Here is a 22117-nt window from a genome sequence, read left to right as displayed (position 1 = left end):
ATGACAACACTTCAAGAAAAAATCATTCAAGAGTTAGGTGTTTTACCGACAATTGATCCAAAAGAAGAAGTTCGTAAAAGTATTGATTTTCTGAAAGCTTATTTAACTAAACATCCTTTTTTAAAAACCTTTGTCTTGGGAATTAGTGGCGGACAAGATTCAACATTAGCTGGGCGCTTAGCACAATTAGCGATGACTGAAATGCGCGAAGAAACAGGAGATATGTCGTATCAATTTATTGCGATTCGCCTTCCATACGGTGAGCAAGCAGATGAAGCTGATGCACAAGCCGCGCTAGCCTTTATCCAGCCAGATGTTTCTTTACGAGTGGATATTAAACCAGCAGTGGATGCAATGGTTGGTTCGCTAGAAAACGCTGGCGTTCAAATTAGCGATTTTAATAAAGGGAACATGAAAGCACGTCAACGTATGATTACACAATATGCAGTAGCTGGCGAAAATGCTGGCGCAGTAATTGGCACAGACCACGCAGCCGAAAATGTCACAGCTTTCTTCACCAAATATGGCGATGGCGGAGCGGATATTTTACCGTTATTTCGTTTAAATAAGCGCCAAGGAAAAGCTTTGCTGAAAGAACTTGGGGCACCAGAAGCCTTGTATCTAAAAATACCAACAGCTGATCTAGAAGATGACAAACCGTTAGTTGCAGATGAAGTTGCCTTAGGTGTCACGTATGATGCCATTGATGACTATTTGGAAGGCAAAAAAGTCTCGGAAACAGATCAACAAACAATTGAAAACTGGTATAAAAAAGGACAACACAAACGGCATTTACCCATTACAATTTTTGATGATTTTTGGAAATAAAAACACAGACCATCGGCGAATGAACGATGGTCTGTGTTTTTTTTACATAACTACTTTTCAGAAAGTAAACGTTGCTACAGCAACTATCCTATGATAATGAAAGTCGTTTTCATTTAGGCGTTTTCACTTTCTTTTTCAAAACAGAAAAGGTACGCTCAATAATGTAAAGTGAATGATGGGAGAGAAAAAGAGATGAAGCATGTAACAAAATTGGGGATTACAATTATAACAGGAGTTTTGGCATTATTATTTGAATTTATTTTACATCAGCCGAATTGGGCGTATGGCATTATTTTAATAACAGGTTCTGTAATGGCGTTAATGATGTTCTGGGAAATGATTCAAACCTTACGTGAAGGAAAATATGGTGTCGATATTTTAGCGATTACCGCTATCGTTGCAACCTTAGCTGTGGGAGAATACTGGGCCAGTTTGATGATTTTAATTATGTTGACTGGTGGTGATTCATTAGAAGACTATGCCGCTGGAAAAGCTAACCAAGAGCTGAAGTCATTATTGGATAACTCGCCACAAAAAGCTCATCGCTTGAATGGCGAAAATTTAGAAGATGTTTCTGTTGAGGAAATCAATGTTGGCGATGAATTAGTAGTAAAACCAGGGGAACTAGTTCCAGTTGATGGCTTGGTAAAAACCGGGACATCAACAGTCGATGAATCTTCATTAACAGGAGAATCAAAACCAATTGAAAAAAATCCTGGGGATGAATTAATGTCGGGTTCCGTGAATGGTGATGGCTCTTTGAAAATGGTTGCTGAAAAAACTGTAGCCGACAGTCAATATCAAACAATTGTGAACTTAGTGAAAGAATCTGCGGCACGTCCAGCTCATTTTGTACGTTTAGCAGACCGCTATGCGGTACCTTTTACACTAGTTGCCTACCTAATTGCAGGTGTTGCTTGGTTTGTTTCAAAAAGTCCGACGCGTTTTGCGGAAGTCTTAGTTGTTGCTTCGCCGTGTCCTTTAATTCTATCTGCCCCAATTGCTTTAGTGGCAGGGATGGGTCGTTCAAGTCGTCATGGGGTCGTTATTAAATCGGGAACGATGGTCGAAAAATTAGCTTCTGCAAAAACGATTGCGTTTGATAAAACAGGCACGATTACGCAAGGACAACTTTCTGTTGATCAAGTCCAACCAATCAATGCTGAAATAACTGCTGCTGAATTAGTGGGATTGGCAGCAAGCGTGGAACAAGAATCAAGTCACATTTTAGCTAGATCAATTGTTGCTTATGCCAGAAAGCAAGATGTCCCATTAAAAAATATTACAGATCTAGCGGAAGTTTCTGGTGCTGGCGTGAAGGCATTTGTGGATGGTGCTGAGATACGGGTAGGTAAAAAGAATTTTGTGACACAAGAGTCTCAAACAACTGAAAAAATTGATAAAACGACCATTCATATTTCACGTAATGGCACATATTTAGGCCGAATTACTTTTACAGACACAGTACGACCAGAAGCAAAAGAGACTATGGAAAAATTACACCAATTACATCTTCAACGAATTTTAATGCTGACGGGGGATCAAGAATCCGTCGCAGAAACGATTGCTGCAGAAGTAGGAATTACCGAAGTACATGGGGAATGTTTACCACAAGATAAGTTAACCATTTTAAAAGAATTGCCTAGAGAAAATCATCCAGTCATCATGGTAGGAGATGGTGTAAATGATGCACCTTCGCTTGCTGCTGCAGACGTAGGTATTGCTATGGGCGCTCATGGAGCTACTGCGGCTAGTGAAACTGCTGACGTTGTTATTTTAAAAGATGACTTAAGTAAAGTCAGCCAAGCGGTCGAAATTGCCCAAGATACCATGAAAATTGCCAAACAATCTGTGTTAATCGGAATTTTTATCTGCGTTTTACTAATGCTAATTGCTAGTACCGGGATCATTCCGGCGCTAATCGGGGCTATGCTACAAGAAGTCGTGGACACTGTGTCAATCTTATCTGCTTTGCGTGCTCGTCGAATTGGCAAGTAAGGTGGAACAATTAATTGCCTGAATGTCCAGCTTAGTGGTAAAATAAAGGTACGTTTTTAATATTAATAAGTTACAGGGGAGAGATTGTGCAATGAAAGGAAACCAAATAGATGGGCAACCAGTCACGGAAGAACAACTATTAAAAGAAGGCTACCGTAAATATACTGGGGAAGGAATTGATATCTTTTATAATAAAGATATTTGTGAACATATTGGTAATTGTGTTCGCGGAAATCCAGAAGTCTTTGAAGTTGGTCGGAAACCATGGATTATTCCAGATAACGGAAGTGTTGAAAATGACATGATTGTGGTAGATTCATGTCCAAGTGGTGCTCTAAAATATATTCGGAAAGCAGGGAACGAATATGCAAATTAAAGAAGAAAACAATCGTTTTGCTCTATATAACGATGAAAACCAAGAAATTGGTGAAATGACTTGGTCAGATGCTGGCGAAAGCATGATGATTATTGATCATACGTTTGTTGATCCAACTTATCGTGGACAAAAATTAGCTGAAAAACTTGTTTTAGCAGGTGTTGAAAAAGCGAGAAAAGAGCATAAAAAAATTATTCCGCTATGTCCATTTGCCAAAAAAGAATTTGATACTAAACCTGAATACGGAGACGTATTGAGAAAATAAAGAAGAAACTAGCAACAGCCGCAAGTAGGAATCTGATTCCTACTTGCGGCTGTTGCTATTAGAGACAAATAAGGAAAGACATTAAATTTCACTGGTGTTTACAGATAAAATATGCTACATTAAAGTAGATGAATTTCGCATATTTGTATAAAAAGGAGAATTAACGCATGTATAATCTAATCTTAACGTTGGTCATCATTTTATCTGTTTTAATCGTCATTACTGTTATGATGCAACCAAGCAAACAAAACAGTGCAGCAAGTGCCTTCACTGGCGGTGCAGATAAATTATTTGGGAAGCAAAAAGCGCGCGGTTTTGAAGCTGTTATGCAACGCTCAACAGCAGTTCTTGGCGCAATTTGGATGATTTTATTATTTGTTTTGGCGTTCTTATCTTCAAAATAAGTACGTAATCTTTTAAAATGACAAGTTTAGAACAGAGAGATGAGTGCGGACACTTATTTTTCTGTTCTTTTTCTTTCTGAAAAAGTCTTTGAAACTTATCATTTCGGAAGGTTTTCTTTTGAGAATATGATAGAATGAAGCTGAGGTGAGCGAAGTGGCAAAAAAAATCAATTTACCGAAGCCGTTATTTTCAGAAAAAGGAAAACGGGCGGTCCTTTTATTACACGCTTATTCTGGCAGCAGTAATGATGTACGGATGTTAAGCAGACGTTTAGAAAAAGAAAATTATACTGTCTATTCGCCTAATTTTTCAGGACATGGCACGCTAGTTCCTGAAGATATTTTAGATCAAACAACGGAACAATGGTGGCAAGATACACAAGAAGCAGTCGCTTTTTTGAGAGAAAGAGGCTACCAAGAAATTGCCATTTTTGGTTTATCAATGGGCGGGATTTTCAGTATGCATGCATTAACGGAACAATTAACAGGATTAATTGGTGGTGGATTTTTCTGTTCACCTATCTACCCTGTCGAAAATAAAGTCCCAGAAAATTTCGTATTATACGCAGAAAATGTGATGAAAATCGCAGAAGTTCCTGCAGAGGAACAACAAAGCCGGTTGCAATCGATTGAGCAACGAGTCAAACAACAATTAGGAGCGATTGAAACGATTGCTAGTCAGACGGCTGACAAACTAAACAAAATCCACGCACCTCTTTTCTTAGCGCAAGCTGGCAAAGATGAAATGATTGAGCCAATGGGCGTCTATCAAACGGCCCAAGCGCTAACACAAGCACGTGTGACCTTACAATGGTACCCAAACAGCGGACATGTCATTACGGTGAGTGGAGAACACAAACAATTAGAGCAAGATGTGGTGCAATTTTTAGCAACACTACCTTGGAATGAGGAGAAATAATGACAAAACAAACAATTAAAGAGCAAATTTTACATTTCATGGAAAGCCAAAAAAAGAAAAGCTTTTCAATGGAAGAAATTGCACAAGGCTTGAATTTAGAAAAAAGTTCAGATTTTAAAATTTTAGTGCAAACCATTGCACAAATGGAACGAGAAAAGTCAGTTAGTTTCAATAAAAAAGGCAAAGTCCTGTTACCAATGAAAGACTTATTAATAGAAGGAACGTTTCGTGCAAATGAACGAGGCTTTGGTTTTGTAACCATCGATCCTGAAGAACCAGATGTTTATATTCCGAAAGAGGCAACGAACTTTGCAATGGATGGAGATACGGTTTTAATTGACGTGATCCAACATGCGGATCCTTTTTCAGATCGCGGCGCAGAAGGTAAAGTCAAAGAAATTAAAGAGCGAGCAGTGAGCCAAGTTGTCGGAGAATTTGTGGCATATAGTGAAGAAGAAATGGCAGAAATGGGACTGTATGGCTACATGATTCCCAAAGATAAGAAATTGAATCAGTATACTGTATCAATTGCACCTGAAGGGATTAAGCCAGTAGATGGTAGCATTGTCATTGCTGAAATTACCTATTATCCAGATCAAGAATATCCAACAAGTATGGAAGGACTAGTCAAACAAGTGATTGGTCATAAAAATGATCCAGGAATGGATATTTTATCAATCGTGGTGGCTCATGGAATTCCCACAGCATTTCCTGATGAAGTTTTGGCTGAAGCGGACCAAGTACCAGAAACTATTGCAGAAAGAGATTTAGTCGGTCGTCGAGATTTACGTGATCAGTTGATTGTGACGATTGATGGAGAAGATGCGAAAGATTTAGATGATGCAGTAACGGTACAAAAGCTAGCAAATGGCAATTTCTTTTTAGGGGTGCATATTGCAGATGTTTCTTATTATGTAACTGAAGGAAGTCAATTGGATATGGAAGCGTATGAACGCGGCACAAGTGTCTATTTGACAGACCGAGTTGTGCCAATGATTCCGCAGCGATTATCAAATGGGATTTGTTCGCTAAACCCACATGTTCCACGTTTAACCATGAGTTGTGAGATGGAAATTACACCAGAAGGAGAAGTTATTTCGCATGAAATTTTCCAAAGTGTAATCCAAACAACGGAGCGAATGACCTATACAGCAGTCAATGAAATTTTAGAAGAGCAAAAACCTGAAACGTTAGAACGCTACAAAGAGCTAGTTTCCATGTTTAAAGAGATGGGCGAACTGCACCATATATTAGAAGAGATGCGTATGCGCCGTGGTGCGATTTCTTTTGAAGATCGTGAAGCCAAAGTCCTAGTTGATGAAAATGGTCATCCCCAAGATATTCTTTTACGCACGCGTGGTGTGGGTGAACGATTAATTGAATCCTTTATGTTGGCAGCGAATGAAACTGTGGCGCGTCATTATCATGACTTAAAACTGCCATTTATTTATCGGATTCATGAACAACCAAAAGAAGAAAAAATGCAACGTTTCTTTGATTTCGCTGCAGTACTTGGCATTCTTGTTAAAGGAACAAAAGAAAACATTTCACCGAAAGATTTACAAAAAGTTTTAGAGCAAGTTGAAAATAAGCCGGAAGAAGTGGTTATCAATACGATGTTGCTAAGAAGTATGCAACAAGCGAAATACTCAGAAGACAACTACGGACACTATGGGTTGGCTGCTGAATATTATACGCATTTCACTTCACCAATACGTCGTTATCCAGATTTAATTGTGCATCGTTTGATTCGTAGCTATAGCCAAGATCAATCTGAAAAAAATCAAGAAAAATGGAACGAAGCATTACCAGAAATTGCCAATCATAGTTCAAGTATGGAACGTCGCGCAGTTGATGCAGAGCGTGAAGTGGACGCCATGAAGAAAGCCGAATTTATGGTAGATAAAGTGGGAGAAACGTATGACGGGATCATCAGCTCAGTCACAAAATTTGGTATCTTTGTGGAACTGCCTAATACAATAGAAGGCTTAATTCACGTGAACAACTTAAAACAAGATTATTTCCACTTTATTGAAAATCATATGGCGTTAGTTGGTGAACGGACGGGAATGACTTTGAAAATTGGTCAGAAAGTTCAAATCCGTGTTGAAAAAGCTGATCCAGAAACAAGAGAAGTTGATTTTGAATTGATTTCAGCTGAGGAAGTCGCGCCAGTCGAAGGACCAAAAGGACGTAAAAAAGGTAAAGCCAATTCTTCAACTCGTTCAAATAATCAACGAAGAAATAAAAAAGATGAATCATTTGATGGTAAGAAAAAGAAAAATAAGAAAAAAGGCAAAGGCAAAAAACAACCTTTTTATAAAGAAGCAATGAAACAAAAAAATAAAAAAGGGAAAAAGAAGAAGTAGAGGAGGTCGCTTATGCCAAAAGGGGAAGGAAAATTAATCGCACAAAACCGCAAAGCTAGACATGATTATTCAATTATCGATACGGTTGAAGCTGGGCTTGTTTTACAAGGAACAGAAATCAAATCTATTCGAAATGGTCGTATCAATTTAAAAGATGGTTTTGCACGAATTCGAAACGGAGAAGCCTTTTTGTATAATGTTCATATTAGTCCATATGAACAGGGCAATATTTTTAATCATGACCCATTACGTACCAGAAAATTATTATTACACAAAAAACAAATTAATAAGTTAATCGGCGAAACCAAAAATACAGGTATCACATTAGTACCTTTGAAGGTCTATATTAAAGATGGCTATGCCAAAGTTTTGATTGGTTTAGCTAAAGGGAAAAAGCAGTACGACAAGCGTGAAGACTTGAAACGTAAGGAAGTTGACCGACAAATCAGCCGAACATTAAAAAATAACCGACGTTAAAAATGTAAATTTATTCTTTTTCGCATATTTGCTTGCCTTTCTTCGGATTAGGTGTAAAATCTGGTAAGTGTTGAGTAAATGAATGTAAATGATTCATTTTTTAATCGCTTCGGAAAGCAGTACCACCCTGCATTAGATTGGTTTATGGAAAAGGTTTTCCAACCAATTTTCAACACATGAAATTTTAAAAGTAAACTATTTGTAAATTATCAACAAGTGGTGGTACGATAGCTTTGCCAGGGATTATCACTCAGGAGTAGGATGAAACTTCTGAAAGATTGTTGGAAAAGAGGTGAATTGATTTGGAAGAGAAGAAATTACTCTTCAATATCGGACCAATTTGGTTTGATGGAACCATTGTTTTGATGGTGCTGTTGACGTGTATCATTGTTTTCGCCTTTGTCTATGCTTGTACGAGAAATATGAAGCTACGACCTAAAGGCAAACAAACGGTCATCGAATGGTTAGTGGATTTTATTCGTGGAATCATTACAGACAATTTACCTCGTAAAGAAGTGAGCAATTTTCATTTAATGGCGTTTACCCTTTTCATGTTTGTACTTGTTTCAAACATCTTGGGTCTCGTTACAAAAATCGTTGTGGGCGACGATCTCAGCGTTTGGAAAAGTCCAACCGCCGATCCAATCGTAACCTTAACGTTAGCGATGATGATGATTGTCTTAACACACTTCTTTGGTATGAAACGCTTTGGTTTTAAAGGCTATCTAGTTAATAGTTATTTAAGACCCGTTGGTTTCTTACTACCGGTAAAATTAATGGAAGAATTCACGAATCTATTAACATTAGGCTTGCGTTTGTACGGAAACATTTTTGCCGGCGAAGTTCTATTGGGCTTGATTGCTGGAACCGTAGCAAGCGTCGGATTATGGGTTATCCCACTAGCAATTCCGCTAGAAATGATTTGGGTAGCATTCTCAATCTTTATTGGATGTATCCAAGCGTTTATCTTTGTGACACTTTCAATGGTTTATATGTCACACAAAATTGAAACAGAAGAATAATCAAGAAATACGAAGGACAAAAATTATCTTTTAGGAGGATTTTACACAATGGAAGGATTAAATTTTATCGCAGCAGCAATTGCAATTTTCGGTTCAGCTATCGGAGCCGCTATCGGTAACGGACAAGTTATTTCAAAAACAATCGAGTCAATGACTCGTCAACCAGAAATGTCTGGTCAATTAAGAACAACAATGTTTATCGGGGTCGCTTTAATCGAAGCTGTGCCAATTTTAGGTGTCGTTGTTTCTTTATTACTTTTATTCAGATAAGCAATAAAATGGAGGCAGGACGCTGATTATTATCGGGACCGTCACTGCTTTCTTCTATCTTTAGCCTTTTCAATAGCTGGTGTTAAAGCAGTTGAAGAAGCTAAATCGATTTTTGCAGGAAAGGAAGTTGAGACTTCATGCTACTTACTACATTGGTAGTCGGTGAAACGGCTCCTAGTACCACACTAGGCACGATGATTGTTGTCAGTGGTGCATTTTTAATCTTGATGCTCTTATTAAAGAAATATGCATGGGGAGCAATCGTAGATATTTTGACACAACGTGAAGAAAAAATTGCCAACGATTTAGACTCTGCAGAACAATCTCGCGTAGCAGCAGCGAAAATGGAAAAAGAACGTCAACAACAATTACTTTCTTCCAGATCAGAAGCAGCTGAAATTATTAAAAACGCGAAAGAAAGTGGAGAACAGACTCGCCAAAAAACATTAAAAGAAACAACTGCGGAAGTTACTCGCTTACGCGAAAAAGCTCGGACAGATATTTCTCAAGAACGTGAAGAAGCATTGTCTTCAGTAAAAAATGAAGTGGCAGATCTTTCTCTTCAAATTGCAGCCAAAATTTTAAATAAAGAATTAACACCAGATGCACATGAAGCATTGATTGATTCTTATATTGAAAGTTTAGGTAAAGCAAATGAAACTAGATAAATATACAGTTGGTAAACGCTACGGCAAGGCTTTGTTTGAGTTGGCAGTTGAAAAGAACCAAGCTGAAGCAATTTATCAAGAATTATTGACGCTTCGCGAAGTCTATCACCAAGTACCTGGTATTGGCGATATTTTAAGTGATGATCGCTTAGAACCTTATGAAAAAGACAGCATCATGGAAAAACTAGTAACAGGTTTTAGTGAAATGATGCAAAACTTTTTGCGAGTGGTTTACGAATATCGTCGCATGTATGATCTGCTCTTGATGATTGATGAATATGAACGACGTTATGATGAGCACCAAGGACTAATTTTGGGTTCAGTGACAACAGCCATTCCTTTATCAAAAGAACAACATCAAGCAATGGAAGAAAAAGCTGCCCAATTATTAGGGTATGAACAAGCGCATTTAGTCAATTTAATTGACCCGTCAATTGTTGGCGGAGTGGTTATTGAAGCAAACCATCAAGTAATCGATGGCAGCATCCGCAAACAATTAGAACATATGCAGCAGAAGTTATTAAAATAATCTTTAGGACTACAAAGAGGTGAATTGAATGGCTATCAAAGCAGAAGAAATCAGTGCCTTGATTAAAGAACAAATCGAAAACTATCAACAACAGCTTGCTGTTGAAGAAGTTGGAACAGTCACTTACGTCGGTGACGGAATTGCCCGCGCCCACGGTTTAGAAAATGCCATGAGTGGAGAACTTGTTGAGTTTTCAAACGGTTCATACGGAATGGCACAAAACTTAGAAACAAATGATGTAGGGATTATTATCCTTGGCGATTTTGAAACCATTCGTGAAGGAGATAAAGTACAACGCACAGGCAAAATCATGGAAGTACCCGTTGGGGAAGCTTTGATTGGCCGTGTCGTTAATCCATTAGGTCAACCATTAGATGGTTTAGGCGAAATTAAAACAGACAAAACACGTCCTGTGGAAGCAACAGCTCCAGGTGTTATGCAACGTCAATCTGTTGCTGAACCAATGCAAACTGGCTTAAAAGCCATTGATGCCCTAGTACCAATTGGTCGTGGACAACGGGAATTAGTTATTGGAGACCGTAAAACAGGGAAAACATCGATTGCAATTGATACAATTATTAACCAAAAAGGACAAGATGTAATTTGTATTTATGTAGCGATTGGTCAAAAAGAATCTACTGTTCGTAACCAAGTAGAAACACTTCGTAAATTTGGTGCCTTAGATTATACAATCGTTGTGACTGCAGGGGCTTCACAACCAGCACCATTACTTTACATTGCACCATATGCAGGAACTGCAATGGGTGAAGAATTCATGTATAACGGCAAACATGTCTTAATTATTTTTGATGACTTATCAAAACAAGCCGTGGCTTATCGTGAACTTTCTCTACTATTACGCCGTCCACCAGGTCGTGAAGCTTATCCAGGGGATGTCTTCTATTTACACTCACGTTTATTAGAACGTGCAGCTAAATTAAGTGATGAATTAGGTGGCGGTTCAATGACAGCCTTACCATTCGTTGAAACACAAGCAGGCGATATTTCTGCTTATATTCCAACAAACGTTATTTCAATCACTGATGGACAAATTTTCTTAGAAAGCGACTTGTTCTATGCAGGCACTCGTCCAGCCGTTGATGCTGGGTTATCTGTTTCTCGTGTCGGAGGATCAGCGCAAATCAAAGCAATGAAAAAAGTTGCCGGAACGCTTCGTTTAGACTTAGCTAGTTACCGTGAGTTAGAAGCCTTTACACAATTTGGCTCTGATTTAGATGCGGCAACACAAGCTAAATTAAACCGTGGTCGTCGTACGGTAGAAATTTTAAAACAAAAACTACATGCGCCACTGCCTGTAGAAAAACAAGTCTTAATTTTATATGCGTTAACACACGGCTTTTTAGATAGCGTGAGCGTAGATAAAATTTTACACTTTGAACAAGATTTATTCGATTATTTTGATGGCAAACATGCAGACTTATTGGAAACCATTCGTACTACGAAAGACTTACCAGATACTGATGCATTAGATGCAGCGATTACAGAGTTTTCTGAAATGTTTGCAGCGGCAAACAATAGCGGAGATTCAGCCAAAGAAGCTTTAGAAAAAATCGATAACGCATAAGAGAGGTGAGCGACATTGGGTGCTTCATTAAACGAAATCAAACAACGCATTGCATCAACAAAAAAGACAAGCCAAATTACCAAAGCGATGCAAATGGTTTCTGCAGCCAAATTGACCAAGTCAGAAGGCGCCTCTAAAAGCTTTCAAGAATATTCTTCAAAAATTCGTAGTGTCGTTACGCATTTAGTAGCTGCTCAGTTAAGTGAATTACGTGAAACAGAACAATCTTCTCTTAGTGAAGGGAACTATCATGTGATGTTAGCACAACGACCTGTCAAAAAAACAGGCTATATCGTTATCACTTCTGACAAAGGGTTAGTTGGTGGCTACAATAGCTCAATCTTAAAACAAACCATGAGTATGATTCAAGAAGACCATGATTCTAATAAAGAATATGCCTTAATCGCCATTGGTGGTACAGGGGCGGATTTCTTTAAAGCACGCGGAATCGATGTTTCCTATGAGCTAAGAGGCTTAACGGATCAACCAACGTTTGAAGAAGTCCGTAAGATTGTGACAACGGCAACGACTATGTACCAAAACGAAGTGTTTGATGAATTGTATGTTTGTTATAATCACCACGTTAACTCACTAACGAGTCAGTTTCGTGTGGAAAAAATGTTGCCAATTACTGATTTAGATCCATCAGAGGCGACCTCTTACGAACAAGAATATCTTTTAGAGCCTTCACCTGAAGCAATCTTGGATCAATTATTACCACAATATGCAGAAAGCTTAATTTATGGGGCGATCATTGATGCGAAAACAGCAGAACATGCTGCTGGGATGACCGCCATGAAAACAGCCACTGACAATGCGCAAAATATTATTAGCGATTTAACAATTTCTTATAACCGTGCTCGTCAAGGGGCGATTACCCAAGAAATTACAGAAATTGTTGCTGGTGCAGCTGCACTAGAATAATCTAGTCTTACGTTTGAACGTTTATAAAAACGTTCAAAGCGTGTGACTTTATGAAGACTGGAGGAAAGAAATTATGAGTTCAGGAAAGATTGTTCAAGTAATCGGTCCCGTTGTTGACGTGGAATTTTCATTAGATCAATCCTTACCCGATATTAACAACGCTTTAGTCGTTTATAAAAATGGCGAAGCAAAACAAAAAGTAGTACTTGAAGTCGCTTTAGAACTAGGTGATGGAGTGATTCGTTCTATCGCCATGGAATCGACAGATGGTTTACAACGTGGAATGGAAGTTATCGATACAGGAAAATCAATTTCAGTTCCTGTTGGTAAAGATACATTGGGTCGTGTGTTTAACGTTTTAGGAGACACAATTGACTTAGAAGCACCATTCCCTGCAGATGCTGAACGTAGTGGGATTCATAAAAAAGCGCCAGCATTTGATGAATTAAGTACCAGTAATGAAATTTTAGAAACAGGGATTAAAGTTATTGACTTATTAGCACCTTATCTAAAAGGTGGTAAAGTCGGACTTTTCGGTGGTGCCGGTGTTGGTAAAACCGTCTTAATTCAAGAATTAATTCATAATATTGCCCAAGAACATGGAGGGATTTCCGTCTTTACTGGTGTTGGTGAACGGACACGTGAAGGGAACGACCTGTACTATGAAATGAAAGATTCAGGCGTTATTGAAAAAACAGCCATGGTTTTTGGTCAAATGAACGAACCACCAGGTGCACGGATGCGTGTGGCCTTAACTGGGTTAACGATTGCTGAATATTTCCGTGATGTGGAAGGACAAGACGTGCTATTATTTATTGATAACATTTTCCGTTTCACCCAAGCCGGTTCAGAAGTTTCTGCCCTTTTAGGTCGGATGCCGTCAGCCGTTGGTTACCAACCAACCTTAGCGACTGAAATGGGACAATTACAAGAACGGATTACTTCAACGAAAAAAGGATCAATTACCTCTATTCAAGCAATCTATGTTCCAGCCGATGACTATACCGATCCAGCGCCAGCAACAGCGTTTGCCCATTTGGATGCAACAACTAACTTGGAACGTAAATTAACCGAACAAGGGATTTATCCAGCGGTAGATCCGTTAGCTTCATCTTCTAGTGCCTTGGCTCCTGAAATTGTTGGAGAAGAACACTACGAAGTGGCTACCGAAGTGCAACATATTTTACAACGTTACCGTGAATTACAAGATATCATCGCTATTTTAGGGATGGACGAATTATCAGATGACGAAAAAGTACTTGTTGGTCGCGCACGCCGTGTTCAATTCTTCTTATCTCAAAACTTTAACGTTGCTGAACAATTTACAGGTCAACCTGGTTCTTATGTACCAGTTGCGGAAACAGTTCGTGGCTTTAAAGAAATTCTTGAAGGTAAACATGACAATCTGCCAGAAGAAGCCTTCCGTAGTGTCGGTAAAATTGAAGATGCCATCGAAAAAGCGAAACAATTAAACTACTAGAAAGGCGGCAAACACAATGGATAGTCTTACTGTGAATGTAGTAACGCCTAATGGTCTAGTTTATGACCACCATGCAAAAATCGTTGTGGCGAAAACAACAGATGGTGAAATTGGTATTTTACCAAAACATGCGCCAATCATCGTTCCGCTAGCGATTGATGAAGTCCGCATCAAACGGACCGATTCAGATACACATGTTGACTGGGTAGCTGTAAATGGTGGTATCATGGAAGTCCGTGATAATGTCGTTTCTATTATTGCCGATAGTGCCGAACGTGAACGAGATATCGATGTACCTCGTGCTGAACGAGCAAAACAACGAGCAGAACGTTTAATTGAAGAAGCCAAAGCAAAAGACGACCGCGATCAACTACGTCGTGCGACTGTTGCTTTGCATCGTGCAATCAACCGGATCAACGTATCGAAACATGGGTAAAAAAGGCTGAAGGATTCAGTCACTTTTGTAGAGTTTAAGGCGCTTGCTATTGAGTCAGGTGCCTTAAACTCTATTTCTTCGTATTTTTTAATAAATAGTGTCAAATTTTGGCATTTCAAGTGGATTAATTATCGGTTTTTATTATTTTGTGATAAAATGTTCCTACGTTAGAAAAAAGGAGGCTCCTTATGCAATACTATGGAGTAGATGCTATTGTTCGAATCGTTAGTCACCTTATGTTCATTTACATAAGTTTTTGGGCGTTGCAATCATTGCGTATTGAGCAATTTTTCAAAACCCAATTTACACCGCAAATCAGAATGTTGATGGTATTTTTCGCCATCGCTATCGGATACACAGTTAGCTCGTTTGCTTTAGAATTGATTGCGCTTTGTCGAAATCTTTTCATTGTGTATTTTCCTTAAAAATTGAAAAATAAAAAAAGGTACAATTTTTAGTTGAATAATGGTATAATAGTAAAGATTTTGAATAGGAATACCTATTCTCATTTTTTTGGGGGGAACAAAATGGAACAAATTATTGTTCATGGTGGTAATACAAAATTAGAAGGAACTGTAAAAATTGAAGGCGCCAAAAACGCTGTTTTACCAATTTTAGCAGCTACTCTTTTAGCTGAAGAAGGCGTTACTACTTTAAAAAATGTACCAATTTTATCTGATGTATTTACAATGAATCAAGTAATTAAACATTTGAATGTAGCCATTGATTTTGATGAAGACGCGAATGAAGTAACAATAGACGCAACACAACCTTTAGGGATCGAAGCAAACTATGAGTACGTTAGTAAAATGCGTGCTTCTATCGTTGTAATGGGACCTTTATTGGCTCGTAATGGCCATGCCAAAGTGGCAATGCCAGGTGGCTGTGCCATTGGGAAACGACCAATTGATTTACACTTAAAAGGCTTCCAAGCATTAGGTGCAAAAATCATCCAAAAAAATGGTTATATTGAAGCAATTGCGGATGAACTAATCGGTAACACTATTTACTTAGACTTCCCAAGTGTCGGCGCTACGCAAAACATTATGATGGCTGCTGTTCGTGCGAAAGGAACAACCATCATTGAAAACGTTGCTCGTGAACCTGAAATCGTTGACTTAGCAAACATTTTAAACAAAATGGGTGCCAATGTTATCGGTGCTGGAACAGAAACGATGCGTATCGAAGGCGTCGATAAATTACATGCCGTAGAGCATTCAATCGTTCAAGATCGAATTGAAGCAGGTACGTTCATGGTAGCTGCAGCAATGACTGAGGGCAATGTTTTAATTGAAGAAGCAATTTCTGAACATAATCGTCCGCTAATTTCTAAATTAACTGAAATGGGTGCAATCATTGAAGAAGAAGAAAACGGCATCCGTGTAATTGGACCAAAACATCTAAAACCAACAGATGTTAAGACAATGCCGCATCCTGGTTTCCCAACAGACATGCAAGCGCAAATGACAGCGATCCAAATGTTTGCTGAAGGAACAAGCATCGTGACAGAAACAGTCTTTGAAAATCGTTACCAACACTTAGAGGAAATGCGTCGAATGAACGCTGACTTAAAAATTGACGGCAACATTGCCGTTATTAATGGTGGCAACGAGTTACAAGGAGCAGCAGTGGAAGCCACTGATTTACGGGCAGCTGCCGCATTGATTTTAGTAGGGTTACGTGCAAATGGCATTACACGTGTCTCTAATTTGAAATATTTAGATCGTGGCTATTATGAGTTCCATAAAAAACTTCAAAAATTAGGCGCGAACGTTGAACGTGTCAATGATGAAAAAATTGAAGAAAAACAAGCAACGACAGTAATCTAAAGGAGTCAAACGTATGAGTTCATTTCGTTATATTTTAGTAACATTATTGAAAATTCTAGTGGTCATTTCGTTAGTCATTATCTTATTTGTTGTGGGAACAATGATTGGTTATGGTTTGATTGGAAATGGGAATCCAATGGATGTCTTTGATGAAAAAATTTGGACTCATATTATGAACTTCTTTAAATAAAAACTTATTTTAAGGCGGTGAACAAAAGTCAATTGACGATTGTTCACCGCCTTTTCTTTTTCCTGAATATCTATTTTATTCTATGCTATAATAATAGAAGTAAGATAATGAAGGAGTGGGATGGAAGATGCAAGCAACCGTAACAGAAATAGGCAAACATGCAATCGATGATTCAGAAAAAATGATTATTCTTTTTGGAGAAACTGCTACCGATACCTTGAAGCAACATGCAGTTATTCAATCATTCCCAGAAAAAGACCAAGTTACCTTGGCAGAAGGAGATCATCTGAAAATTGGCGATACAAATTATACAATCACAAAAGTGGGTTCTTTTGCCAATAGTAACTTGCAAAGTATCGCTCACAGCACTTTAATCTTTGCTGATGCACCAACCGATGAGGATGATGTTATCCGAAATGGTGTTTATTTAACGCCCCATCAGTTACCAAAGATAACCATTGGAACAACAATTGATTATTTAGTAAATGGAGCGTGAATCAATGGATAAAAAACAAACGACTGATAAACGCCTGTCTTGGTTTTGGCGTTGGTTTTTAAATAATCAAGTAGTAACAGCCTTACTGATTGTCTTATTGGTGCTGTTAATTATTCTAACTTTTACGAAAGTTTCTTATTTATTTAAGCCCGTCTGGCAGTTTTTCGGCGTTGTCGGCTTACCAGTAATTATGGCGGGGATTTTATATTATTTATTAAATCCGATTGTCGATTATTTAGAGAAAAAACAAATCTCGCGTGTCTGGAGTATTATCGGCCTATTTATTTTAATTGTGGCACTACTCATTTGGGGTGGTATTGTAATCGTTCCTAAAATTCGTGAGCAATCTGTCAGCTTTGTGAATCATTTTCCTCAATATATTGATACAATTGATCAAAAATCGCAGGAAATATTAAGTGATCCACTTTTTGCGCAATTTAGAGAACAACTTGAAGCGGCAGGCGATAAAGTTGTCAGTTCGTTAGGTACCATCATTAAAAACGTCTCAACGTTCACAGTACAAGGAATTGGTAATTTCTTTGGGGCGGTGGCTACGATCTTTGTCGCCATCATTACGATGCCGTTTATTCTATTTTATTTACTGAAAGATGGCAAAAACTTAGCGCCATATTTAATGAAGTTTTTACCAGTGAAGATGCGTAAACCAACCTTAAAAGTTCTTGCAGAAGTCAATGATCAAGTCTCTTCTTATATTAGAGGACAGTTAACTGTCGCTTTCGCAGTGGCAATTATGTTTATGATTGGTTTTTCTGTCATTGGCTTAGATTATGCAGTCACTTTAGGTATTGCAGCAGGCTTTTTAAATTTAATCCCTTATTTAGGGTCATTTTTAGCCATGATTCCAGCAGTCTTTTTAGGAATTGTCAGTGGGCCAGCTTTGTTAATTAAAGTCTTGATTGTTTTTGCCATTGAGCAAACGGTCGAAGGTCGGTTTATTTCACCACTTGTCCTAGGCAGTCAGTTATCCATTCATCCAGTCACCATTTTGGTTGTTTTATTAACGTCTGGTAAACTATTTGGGATTGTCGGGGTGATTTTAGGAATTCCTGTTTATGCCGCAGCTAAGGTGATAATTACACACATTTTTGAGTGGTACCAAATTGTTTCCGGTTTGTATGATGAAGATAAGCCAGATCAACAAGAATCTACGTAACAAAAGAGACAAGCAGTGAACGAACTGCTTGTCTCTTTTTGATGTAAATCACTCGGAAAATTTAGAATGTTTTACCGTATTCAGTTGCTTTGGTCATGGCAGTATTTAAAAGTTCTTCCGCGCGATCAGGGAAATGATCGATTCCTTCGATGAATAATCCGTCAACTTGCTCAACACCAATAAAGTTTAGAATCGCTTTAATGTATTGAGAAGCAAAATCTTTTCCTTCGTAGAAGCCGCCATTTGATTGGATGTGTAAGGCTTTTTTACCACTTGTTAGAGGTTTTGGTCCTTCTGCAGTATATTGGAATGTTTTTCCAGCAACGTTGATTGTATCTACCCAAGCTTTTAAGCGTGTCGGTACGTTTAAGTTCCACATTGGATTAGCAATTACTACTTTGTCGGCAGATAAAAATTGATCAGTTAATTCATTAAAACGAGCCACTTTTTGTTGTTGGTTTTCGCTTAATGTTTCAAATGCTGCGCCAGCGCGAAGTGCACCCCAAGCAGATAATAATTCTTCATCGATTTCCGGCATGTTTGTTTCTGGTGCATAAACATCTAAAATTTCGATTTCGTCTGATGGATTTGTTTCACGGTATGAAGCTAAAAATGTTTCTAACGCACGAACTGAGCGTGATTCTTCTTTTGTTAATGGATGTGCTTTAACAACTAATAATTTTGACATTGTGTAATCTCCTTAAAATAAATAGTTTAAAAATTCAACATCTCTATTTTACTAATAAAAAGTAAGAGAAAGCAAGTCTTTTTTTTACTTTTAGTAAACTTTTTTTTAAAATGGATCAAAAGAGTAAAAAATAAATAAAAATATTTTTTTGGAAAGGCTTGCATATTAAAAAAAAGCATGCTATTATTACTTTGTAAATAAGGATTGTTACTGCTTTGCAGGCAAAACCAGAGTCTTCCATTAACACAATCAGTGGAGGGATTCTGGGCTTTTTTTATAAAAAAGTGAGGTTGCATTCATCATGAGGATTGAAAAAGTTTTAAATAATAATGTCGTGCTTTCAAGAAATGAGCAAGGCGAAGAAATTGTTTATATGGGACGCGGCTTAGCCTTTCAAAAGAAGATTGGAGACACGATCAATCCAGATTATGTTGAAAAGGAATTCGTGTTAAAGGACTCCGCTATGGCAGGGCAATTCCAGCAGCTGTTTGAAGACGTCCCCACCAAAGAAGTAGAAGTCGTCAAACAAATCGTTGATTTAGCAGAAACAACGCTAGCGATTGAGCTTTCATCAAATATTTATTTAACTTTAACGGATCATATTCACTATGCGTTACTTCGAGCCAAAGAAGGAATTGATATTCCGAATCCTCTTGTATTCGAAACACGCAAATTTTATCCTAAAGAATTTGAAATCGCAAAGCAAGCATTAGCGATTATTGCTGAAAAGCTAGAGGTTCAATTTTCAGAAAATGAAGCGGGCTTCATTGCTTTTCATATTGTGAATGCTGAACAAGGAAATGGCAATATGGAAGTTACCATGGAAGCAACCAAGATGGTTCGTGATATTTTAACGATTATTAGTCGCTACTTTGGACAGGTGTTTGATGAAGATTCATTGAACTATCAACGAATTGTTACACATCTTCAATATTTTGCGCAACGTTATTTAAAACAAGAAGCGCATGATGAGGAGGACGAATTTCTTTTTGCATTGGTCCAAGGAAAGTATCCTAAGGCGTTTCAAGCGGTCCAACGTATTAATGAGTATTTATTAAAAAGCTATGATCGACCAATTGATCAAGCGGAAATGATTTATTTAACCATTCATATCCAAAGAGTGGTCAATGATAAAAAAGCATAACAACCAATAATCGCGGATTGTTACTGATAATGTAGGCAAAACCTAGATTGAAAAAACCGATAATGATTTTCGCAGACTGCGCAGCTGTGAAGAGAAGGATCCGGCTCTTTTTCAATGTAGGTTTTTTTGATATTAAAAATTAATGGAAATGAGGATCTAGAGATGAGTAAAAATCAAGAAATTGCAGCACGTGTGTTAAAAGCTGTCGGGGGCGAAGGCAACGTTAATAGTGTTGTTCACTGTGCTACGCGCTTACGTTTTAAATTAAAAGATGAAAATAAAGCAGATACAGCTACATTGAATGCTGACCCAGATGTTATTCAGGTAGTTCAAAGTGCAGGACAATATCAAGTGGTTATTGGCAGTCACGTTAGTGATGTGTATAAGGATTTGATGGCCAACAGTGGACTAGGTAATGATTCTGATAATAGAGAAAAAGAAAGTGGCGGAAATATCTTTAACCGTTTAATTGATATTATTTCTTCTATTTTTACACCGTTTTTAGGTGCAATGGCCGGCGCTGGGGTTCTAAAAGGCTTCTTAACATTGGCTGTAACTATGGGCTGGTTAGCTGACACTTCAGGCGTATATCTTGTTCTCTTTTCGATTGCAGATGGTTTATTTACTTTCTTACCAATTATGTTAGCGTTTACGGCTGCTAAAAAATTCAATACTAATCCCTTTTTAGCGGTTGCTTTGGCGATGGCCTTAGTTCATCCCAGCATTACTGCTTTAGCAGGCAAAACAATTAGCTTTGCTGGTCTTCCAGTGATTATTGGGCCAAGTGGCTATACTTCTTCGGTTTTACCAATTATTTTGGCTGTTTTTGCACAAAGTTATGTGGAACGTTTCTTCAAAAAAGTAATTCCGAGTTTTCTACAAATTATCTGCGTTCCGTTAGCTGTTTTCCTTATTATGGCACCTGTTACCTTCTTAGCTATTGGTCCTATCGGGACGGTCATCGGCGATTGGTTGGGACAAGGATACAACGCAATTTACGCTTTTAGTCCAATTATCGCAGGGTTATTAATGGGTTCGTTGTGGCAAGTCTTGGTAATGTTTGGTATGCATTGGGGCTTTGTACCAATTATGATGTTAAACTTAACACAAGGTGGCGATACGATGGTACCGATGTTATTACCAGCCGTTATTGCACAAGGCGGGGCTGCTTTAGCTGTCTTTTTCCTAACAAAAAATGTGAAACTAAAAGGTTTGGCTTTGTCTTCAAGCATTACAACTATTTTTGGAATTACTGAACCAACTGTATATGGTGTGACTTTACCATTGAAAAAACCATTTATTGCAGCTTGTATTGGTGGCGGTATCGGTGGTGCATTTGTGGCTATGAATCACGTGAAAAACTTTACGTTTGGCTTGGTTAGTATGTTGAGCTTACCTGGGTTTATTCCTGCAGAGACAAAAGATACTGCACCGATGATTACTGGTGCAATTGGTGCCGGAATTGCTTTTATCATTGCGTTTGTCTTAACGTTTGTCTTACGTTTTGAAGATCAACCTAATCCAGAAACAGCAACTGAAAAAACAGCAACTGATAAGGTGGTGGCACCTGTAAAAACGAATCAAGAAGACAAAATTATTTTAGCAAGTCCACTTCAAGGTGAAATTTTACCGCTAGAAAAAGTACAAGACCCTGTTTTTGCTTCAGGTGCTTTAGGAAAAGGTGTTGCAATTGAGCCGACTGAAGGCAAACTGTATGCACCCGCAGATGGTGAAATCACCACATTATTTCCGACAGGACATGCTGTTGGCTTGACGACAACAGAGGGCGTTGAATTATTAATGCATATTGGCATGGATACGGTCGAATTAGATGGTAAAGGCTTTGAATTATCAGTGAAACAAGGTGATTCTGTTAAAAAAGGAGATTTGCTAGTTACTTTTGATATTGCTGCCATTAAAGAAGCTGGTTATCCGGTAGTTACACCGATTGTGGTAACGAATACGAATGATTATTTAGATGTTTTGGATATGAACCAAATAGACGTGTTACATGGTGAAGACTTTTTAGCCATTATTAAATAAAAG

The 22117-nt window shown here is 38.1% G+C and carries 24 protein-coding genes; 23 read left to right on the top strand and 1 reads right to left on the bottom strand.

Annotation, left to right across the window (positions count from 1 at the left end):
* The 21 genes from nadE to IGK54_RS10075 all read left to right on the top strand — a co-directional run bounded on the left by nadE (position 1) and on the right by IGK54_RS10075 (position 18239).
* Positions 1-828 carry an ammonia-dependent NAD(+) synthetase gene (nadE, locus tag IGK54_RS10175; protein ID WP_002356540.1) on the top strand — a complete coding sequence of 276 codons (828 nt, stop codon included), beginning with the start codon at positions 1-3 and terminating at the stop codon, positions 826-828.
* 168 nt (positions 829-996) lie between these two features.
* A complete protein-coding gene (locus IGK54_RS10170) occupies positions 997-2826 on the top strand; it encodes a heavy metal translocating P-type ATPase (RefSeq protein ID WP_185938124.1) in 1830 nt (609 codons plus the stop codon).
* A gap of 91 nt (positions 2827-2917) precedes the next feature.
* A complete protein-coding gene (locus IGK54_RS10165) occupies positions 2918-3202 on the top strand; it encodes a (4Fe-4S)-binding protein (protein ID WP_002356543.1) in 285 nt (94 codons plus the stop codon).
* On the top strand, positions 3192-3467 hold the full coding sequence (locus IGK54_RS10160; protein ID WP_002356545.1) for a GNAT family N-acetyltransferase: 276 nt from the start codon (positions 3192-3194) through the stop codon (positions 3465-3467). Before IGK54_RS10165 ends, IGK54_RS10160 begins: the two co-directional genes overlap by 11 nt.
* A 167-nt stretch (positions 3468-3634) precedes the next feature.
* A complete protein-coding gene (secG, locus tag IGK54_RS10155) occupies positions 3635-3871 on the top strand; it encodes a preprotein translocase subunit SecG (protein WP_002356546.1) in 237 nt (78 codons plus the stop codon).
* A gap of 145 nt (positions 3872-4016) precedes the next feature.
* Positions 4017-4790 (top strand): alpha/beta hydrolase, encoded by a 774-nt coding sequence (locus IGK54_RS10150; RefSeq protein WP_002384145.1) that lies wholly within the window; start codon positions 4017-4019, stop codon positions 4788-4790.
* Entirely contained in the window at positions 4790-7159 is a 2370-nt protein-coding gene (rnr, locus tag IGK54_RS10145; RefSeq protein ID WP_430602955.1) for a ribonuclease R, read from the top strand. Before IGK54_RS10150 ends, rnr begins: the two co-directional genes overlap by 1 nt.
* A gap of 12 nt (positions 7160-7171) precedes the next feature.
* Positions 7172-7636 (top strand): SsrA-binding protein SmpB, encoded by a 465-nt coding sequence (gene smpB / locus IGK54_RS10140; protein WP_002356550.1) that lies wholly within the window; start codon positions 7172-7174, stop codon positions 7634-7636.
* 302 nt (positions 7637-7938) lie between these two features.
* Complete coding sequence (gene atpB / locus IGK54_RS10135) at positions 7939-8658, top strand: F0F1 ATP synthase subunit A (protein ID WP_002356551.1); 720 nt, start codon at positions 7939-7941, stop codon at positions 8656-8658.
* Between the two features lie 48 nt (positions 8659-8706).
* On the top strand, positions 8707-8928 hold the full coding sequence (atpE, locus tag IGK54_RS10130; protein WP_002356552.1) for an ATP synthase F0 subunit C: 222 nt from the start codon (positions 8707-8709) through the stop codon (positions 8926-8928).
* A 137-nt stretch (positions 8929-9065) separates the two neighbouring features.
* Complete coding sequence (gene atpF, locus IGK54_RS10125; RefSeq protein WP_002365031.1) at positions 9066-9596, top strand: F0F1 ATP synthase subunit B; 531 nt, start codon at positions 9066-9068, stop codon at positions 9594-9596.
* Positions 9583-10125, top strand: coding sequence for an ATP synthase F1 subunit delta (gene atpH, locus IGK54_RS10120; protein WP_002356554.1), 543 nt, complete (start codon positions 9583-9585; stop codon positions 10123-10125). The genes atpF and atpH overlap by 14 nt, the downstream gene beginning before the upstream one ends.
* A 28-nt stretch (positions 10126-10153) precedes the next feature.
* Complete coding sequence (gene atpA / locus IGK54_RS10115) at positions 10154-11710, top strand: F0F1 ATP synthase subunit alpha (RefSeq protein WP_002356555.1); 1557 nt, start codon at positions 10154-10156, stop codon at positions 11708-11710.
* A gap of 15 nt (positions 11711-11725) precedes the next feature.
* On the top strand, positions 11726-12634 hold the full coding sequence (locus IGK54_RS10110; protein WP_002359606.1) for a F0F1 ATP synthase subunit gamma: 909 nt from the start codon (positions 11726-11728) through the stop codon (positions 12632-12634).
* 73 nt (positions 12635-12707) lie between these two features.
* Positions 12708-14114: a F0F1 ATP synthase subunit beta gene (gene atpD / locus IGK54_RS10105; protein WP_002356558.1), complete on the top strand. Its 1407-nt coding sequence runs from the start codon at positions 12708-12710 to the stop codon at positions 14112-14114.
* Between the two features lie 16 nt (positions 14115-14130).
* Positions 14131-14550, top strand: coding sequence for a F0F1 ATP synthase subunit epsilon (locus IGK54_RS10100; RefSeq protein ID WP_002356559.1), 420 nt, complete (start codon positions 14131-14133; stop codon positions 14548-14550).
* Between the two features lie 188 nt (positions 14551-14738).
* The gene (locus IGK54_RS10095; RefSeq protein WP_002356560.1) at positions 14739-14975 is read left to right on the top strand and encodes a DUF1146 family protein; all 237 of its coding nucleotides are present in this window, start codon (positions 14739-14741) and stop codon (positions 14973-14975) included.
* Positions 14976-15077: 102 nt separating this feature from the next.
* Positions 15078-16379 carry a UDP-N-acetylglucosamine 1-carboxyvinyltransferase gene (gene murA, locus IGK54_RS10090; RefSeq protein ID WP_002356562.1) on the top strand — a complete coding sequence of 434 codons (1302 nt, stop codon included), beginning with the start codon at positions 15078-15080 and terminating at the stop codon, positions 16377-16379.
* A gap of 13 nt (positions 16380-16392) precedes the next feature.
* Positions 16393-16569, top strand: coding sequence for a DNA-directed RNA polymerase subunit beta (locus tag IGK54_RS10085; protein ID WP_002356564.1), 177 nt, complete (start codon positions 16393-16395; stop codon positions 16567-16569).
* 127 nt (positions 16570-16696) lie between these two features.
* Positions 16697-17065 (top strand): PTS glucitol/sorbitol transporter subunit IIA, encoded by a 369-nt coding sequence (locus IGK54_RS10080; protein WP_002356567.1) that lies wholly within the window; start codon positions 16697-16699, stop codon positions 17063-17065.
* Between the two features lie 4 nt (positions 17066-17069).
* Entirely contained in the window at positions 17070-18239 is a 1170-nt protein-coding gene (locus IGK54_RS10075) for an AI-2E family transporter (protein WP_002381494.1), read from the top strand.
* Between the two features lie 61 nt (positions 18240-18300).
* Here IGK54_RS10075 and IGK54_RS10070 read toward each other — a convergent pair whose 3' ends face one another.
* Positions 18301-18927 (bottom strand): FMN-dependent NADH-azoreductase, encoded by a 627-nt coding sequence (locus IGK54_RS10070; RefSeq protein ID WP_002356569.1) that lies wholly within the window; start codon positions 18925-18927, stop codon positions 18301-18303.
* A 301-nt stretch (positions 18928-19228) separates the two neighbouring features.
* On the opposite strand from IGK54_RS10070, the gene licT reads away from it, so the two are divergent.
* Complete coding sequence (gene licT / locus IGK54_RS10065) at positions 19229-20071, top strand: BglG family transcription antiterminator LicT (protein ID WP_002397991.1); 843 nt, start codon at positions 19229-19231, stop codon at positions 20069-20071.
* 162 nt (positions 20072-20233) lie between these two features.
* Positions 20234-22114, top strand: coding sequence for a beta-glucoside-specific PTS transporter subunit IIABC (locus IGK54_RS10060; RefSeq protein WP_010717106.1), 1881 nt, complete (start codon positions 20234-20236; stop codon positions 22112-22114).
* Positions 22115-22117: the final 3 nt, after the last annotated feature.

This window comes from Enterococcus sp. DIV2384 (genome assembly GCF_050534975.1).
In the GTDB taxonomy this organism is placed as follows: Bacteria; Bacillota; Bacilli; order Lactobacillales; family Enterococcaceae; genus Enterococcus; species Enterococcus faecalis.
Note: the sequence above shows the minus strand (reverse complement) of the source record. Positions and strands in the feature narration are given on the sequence as shown.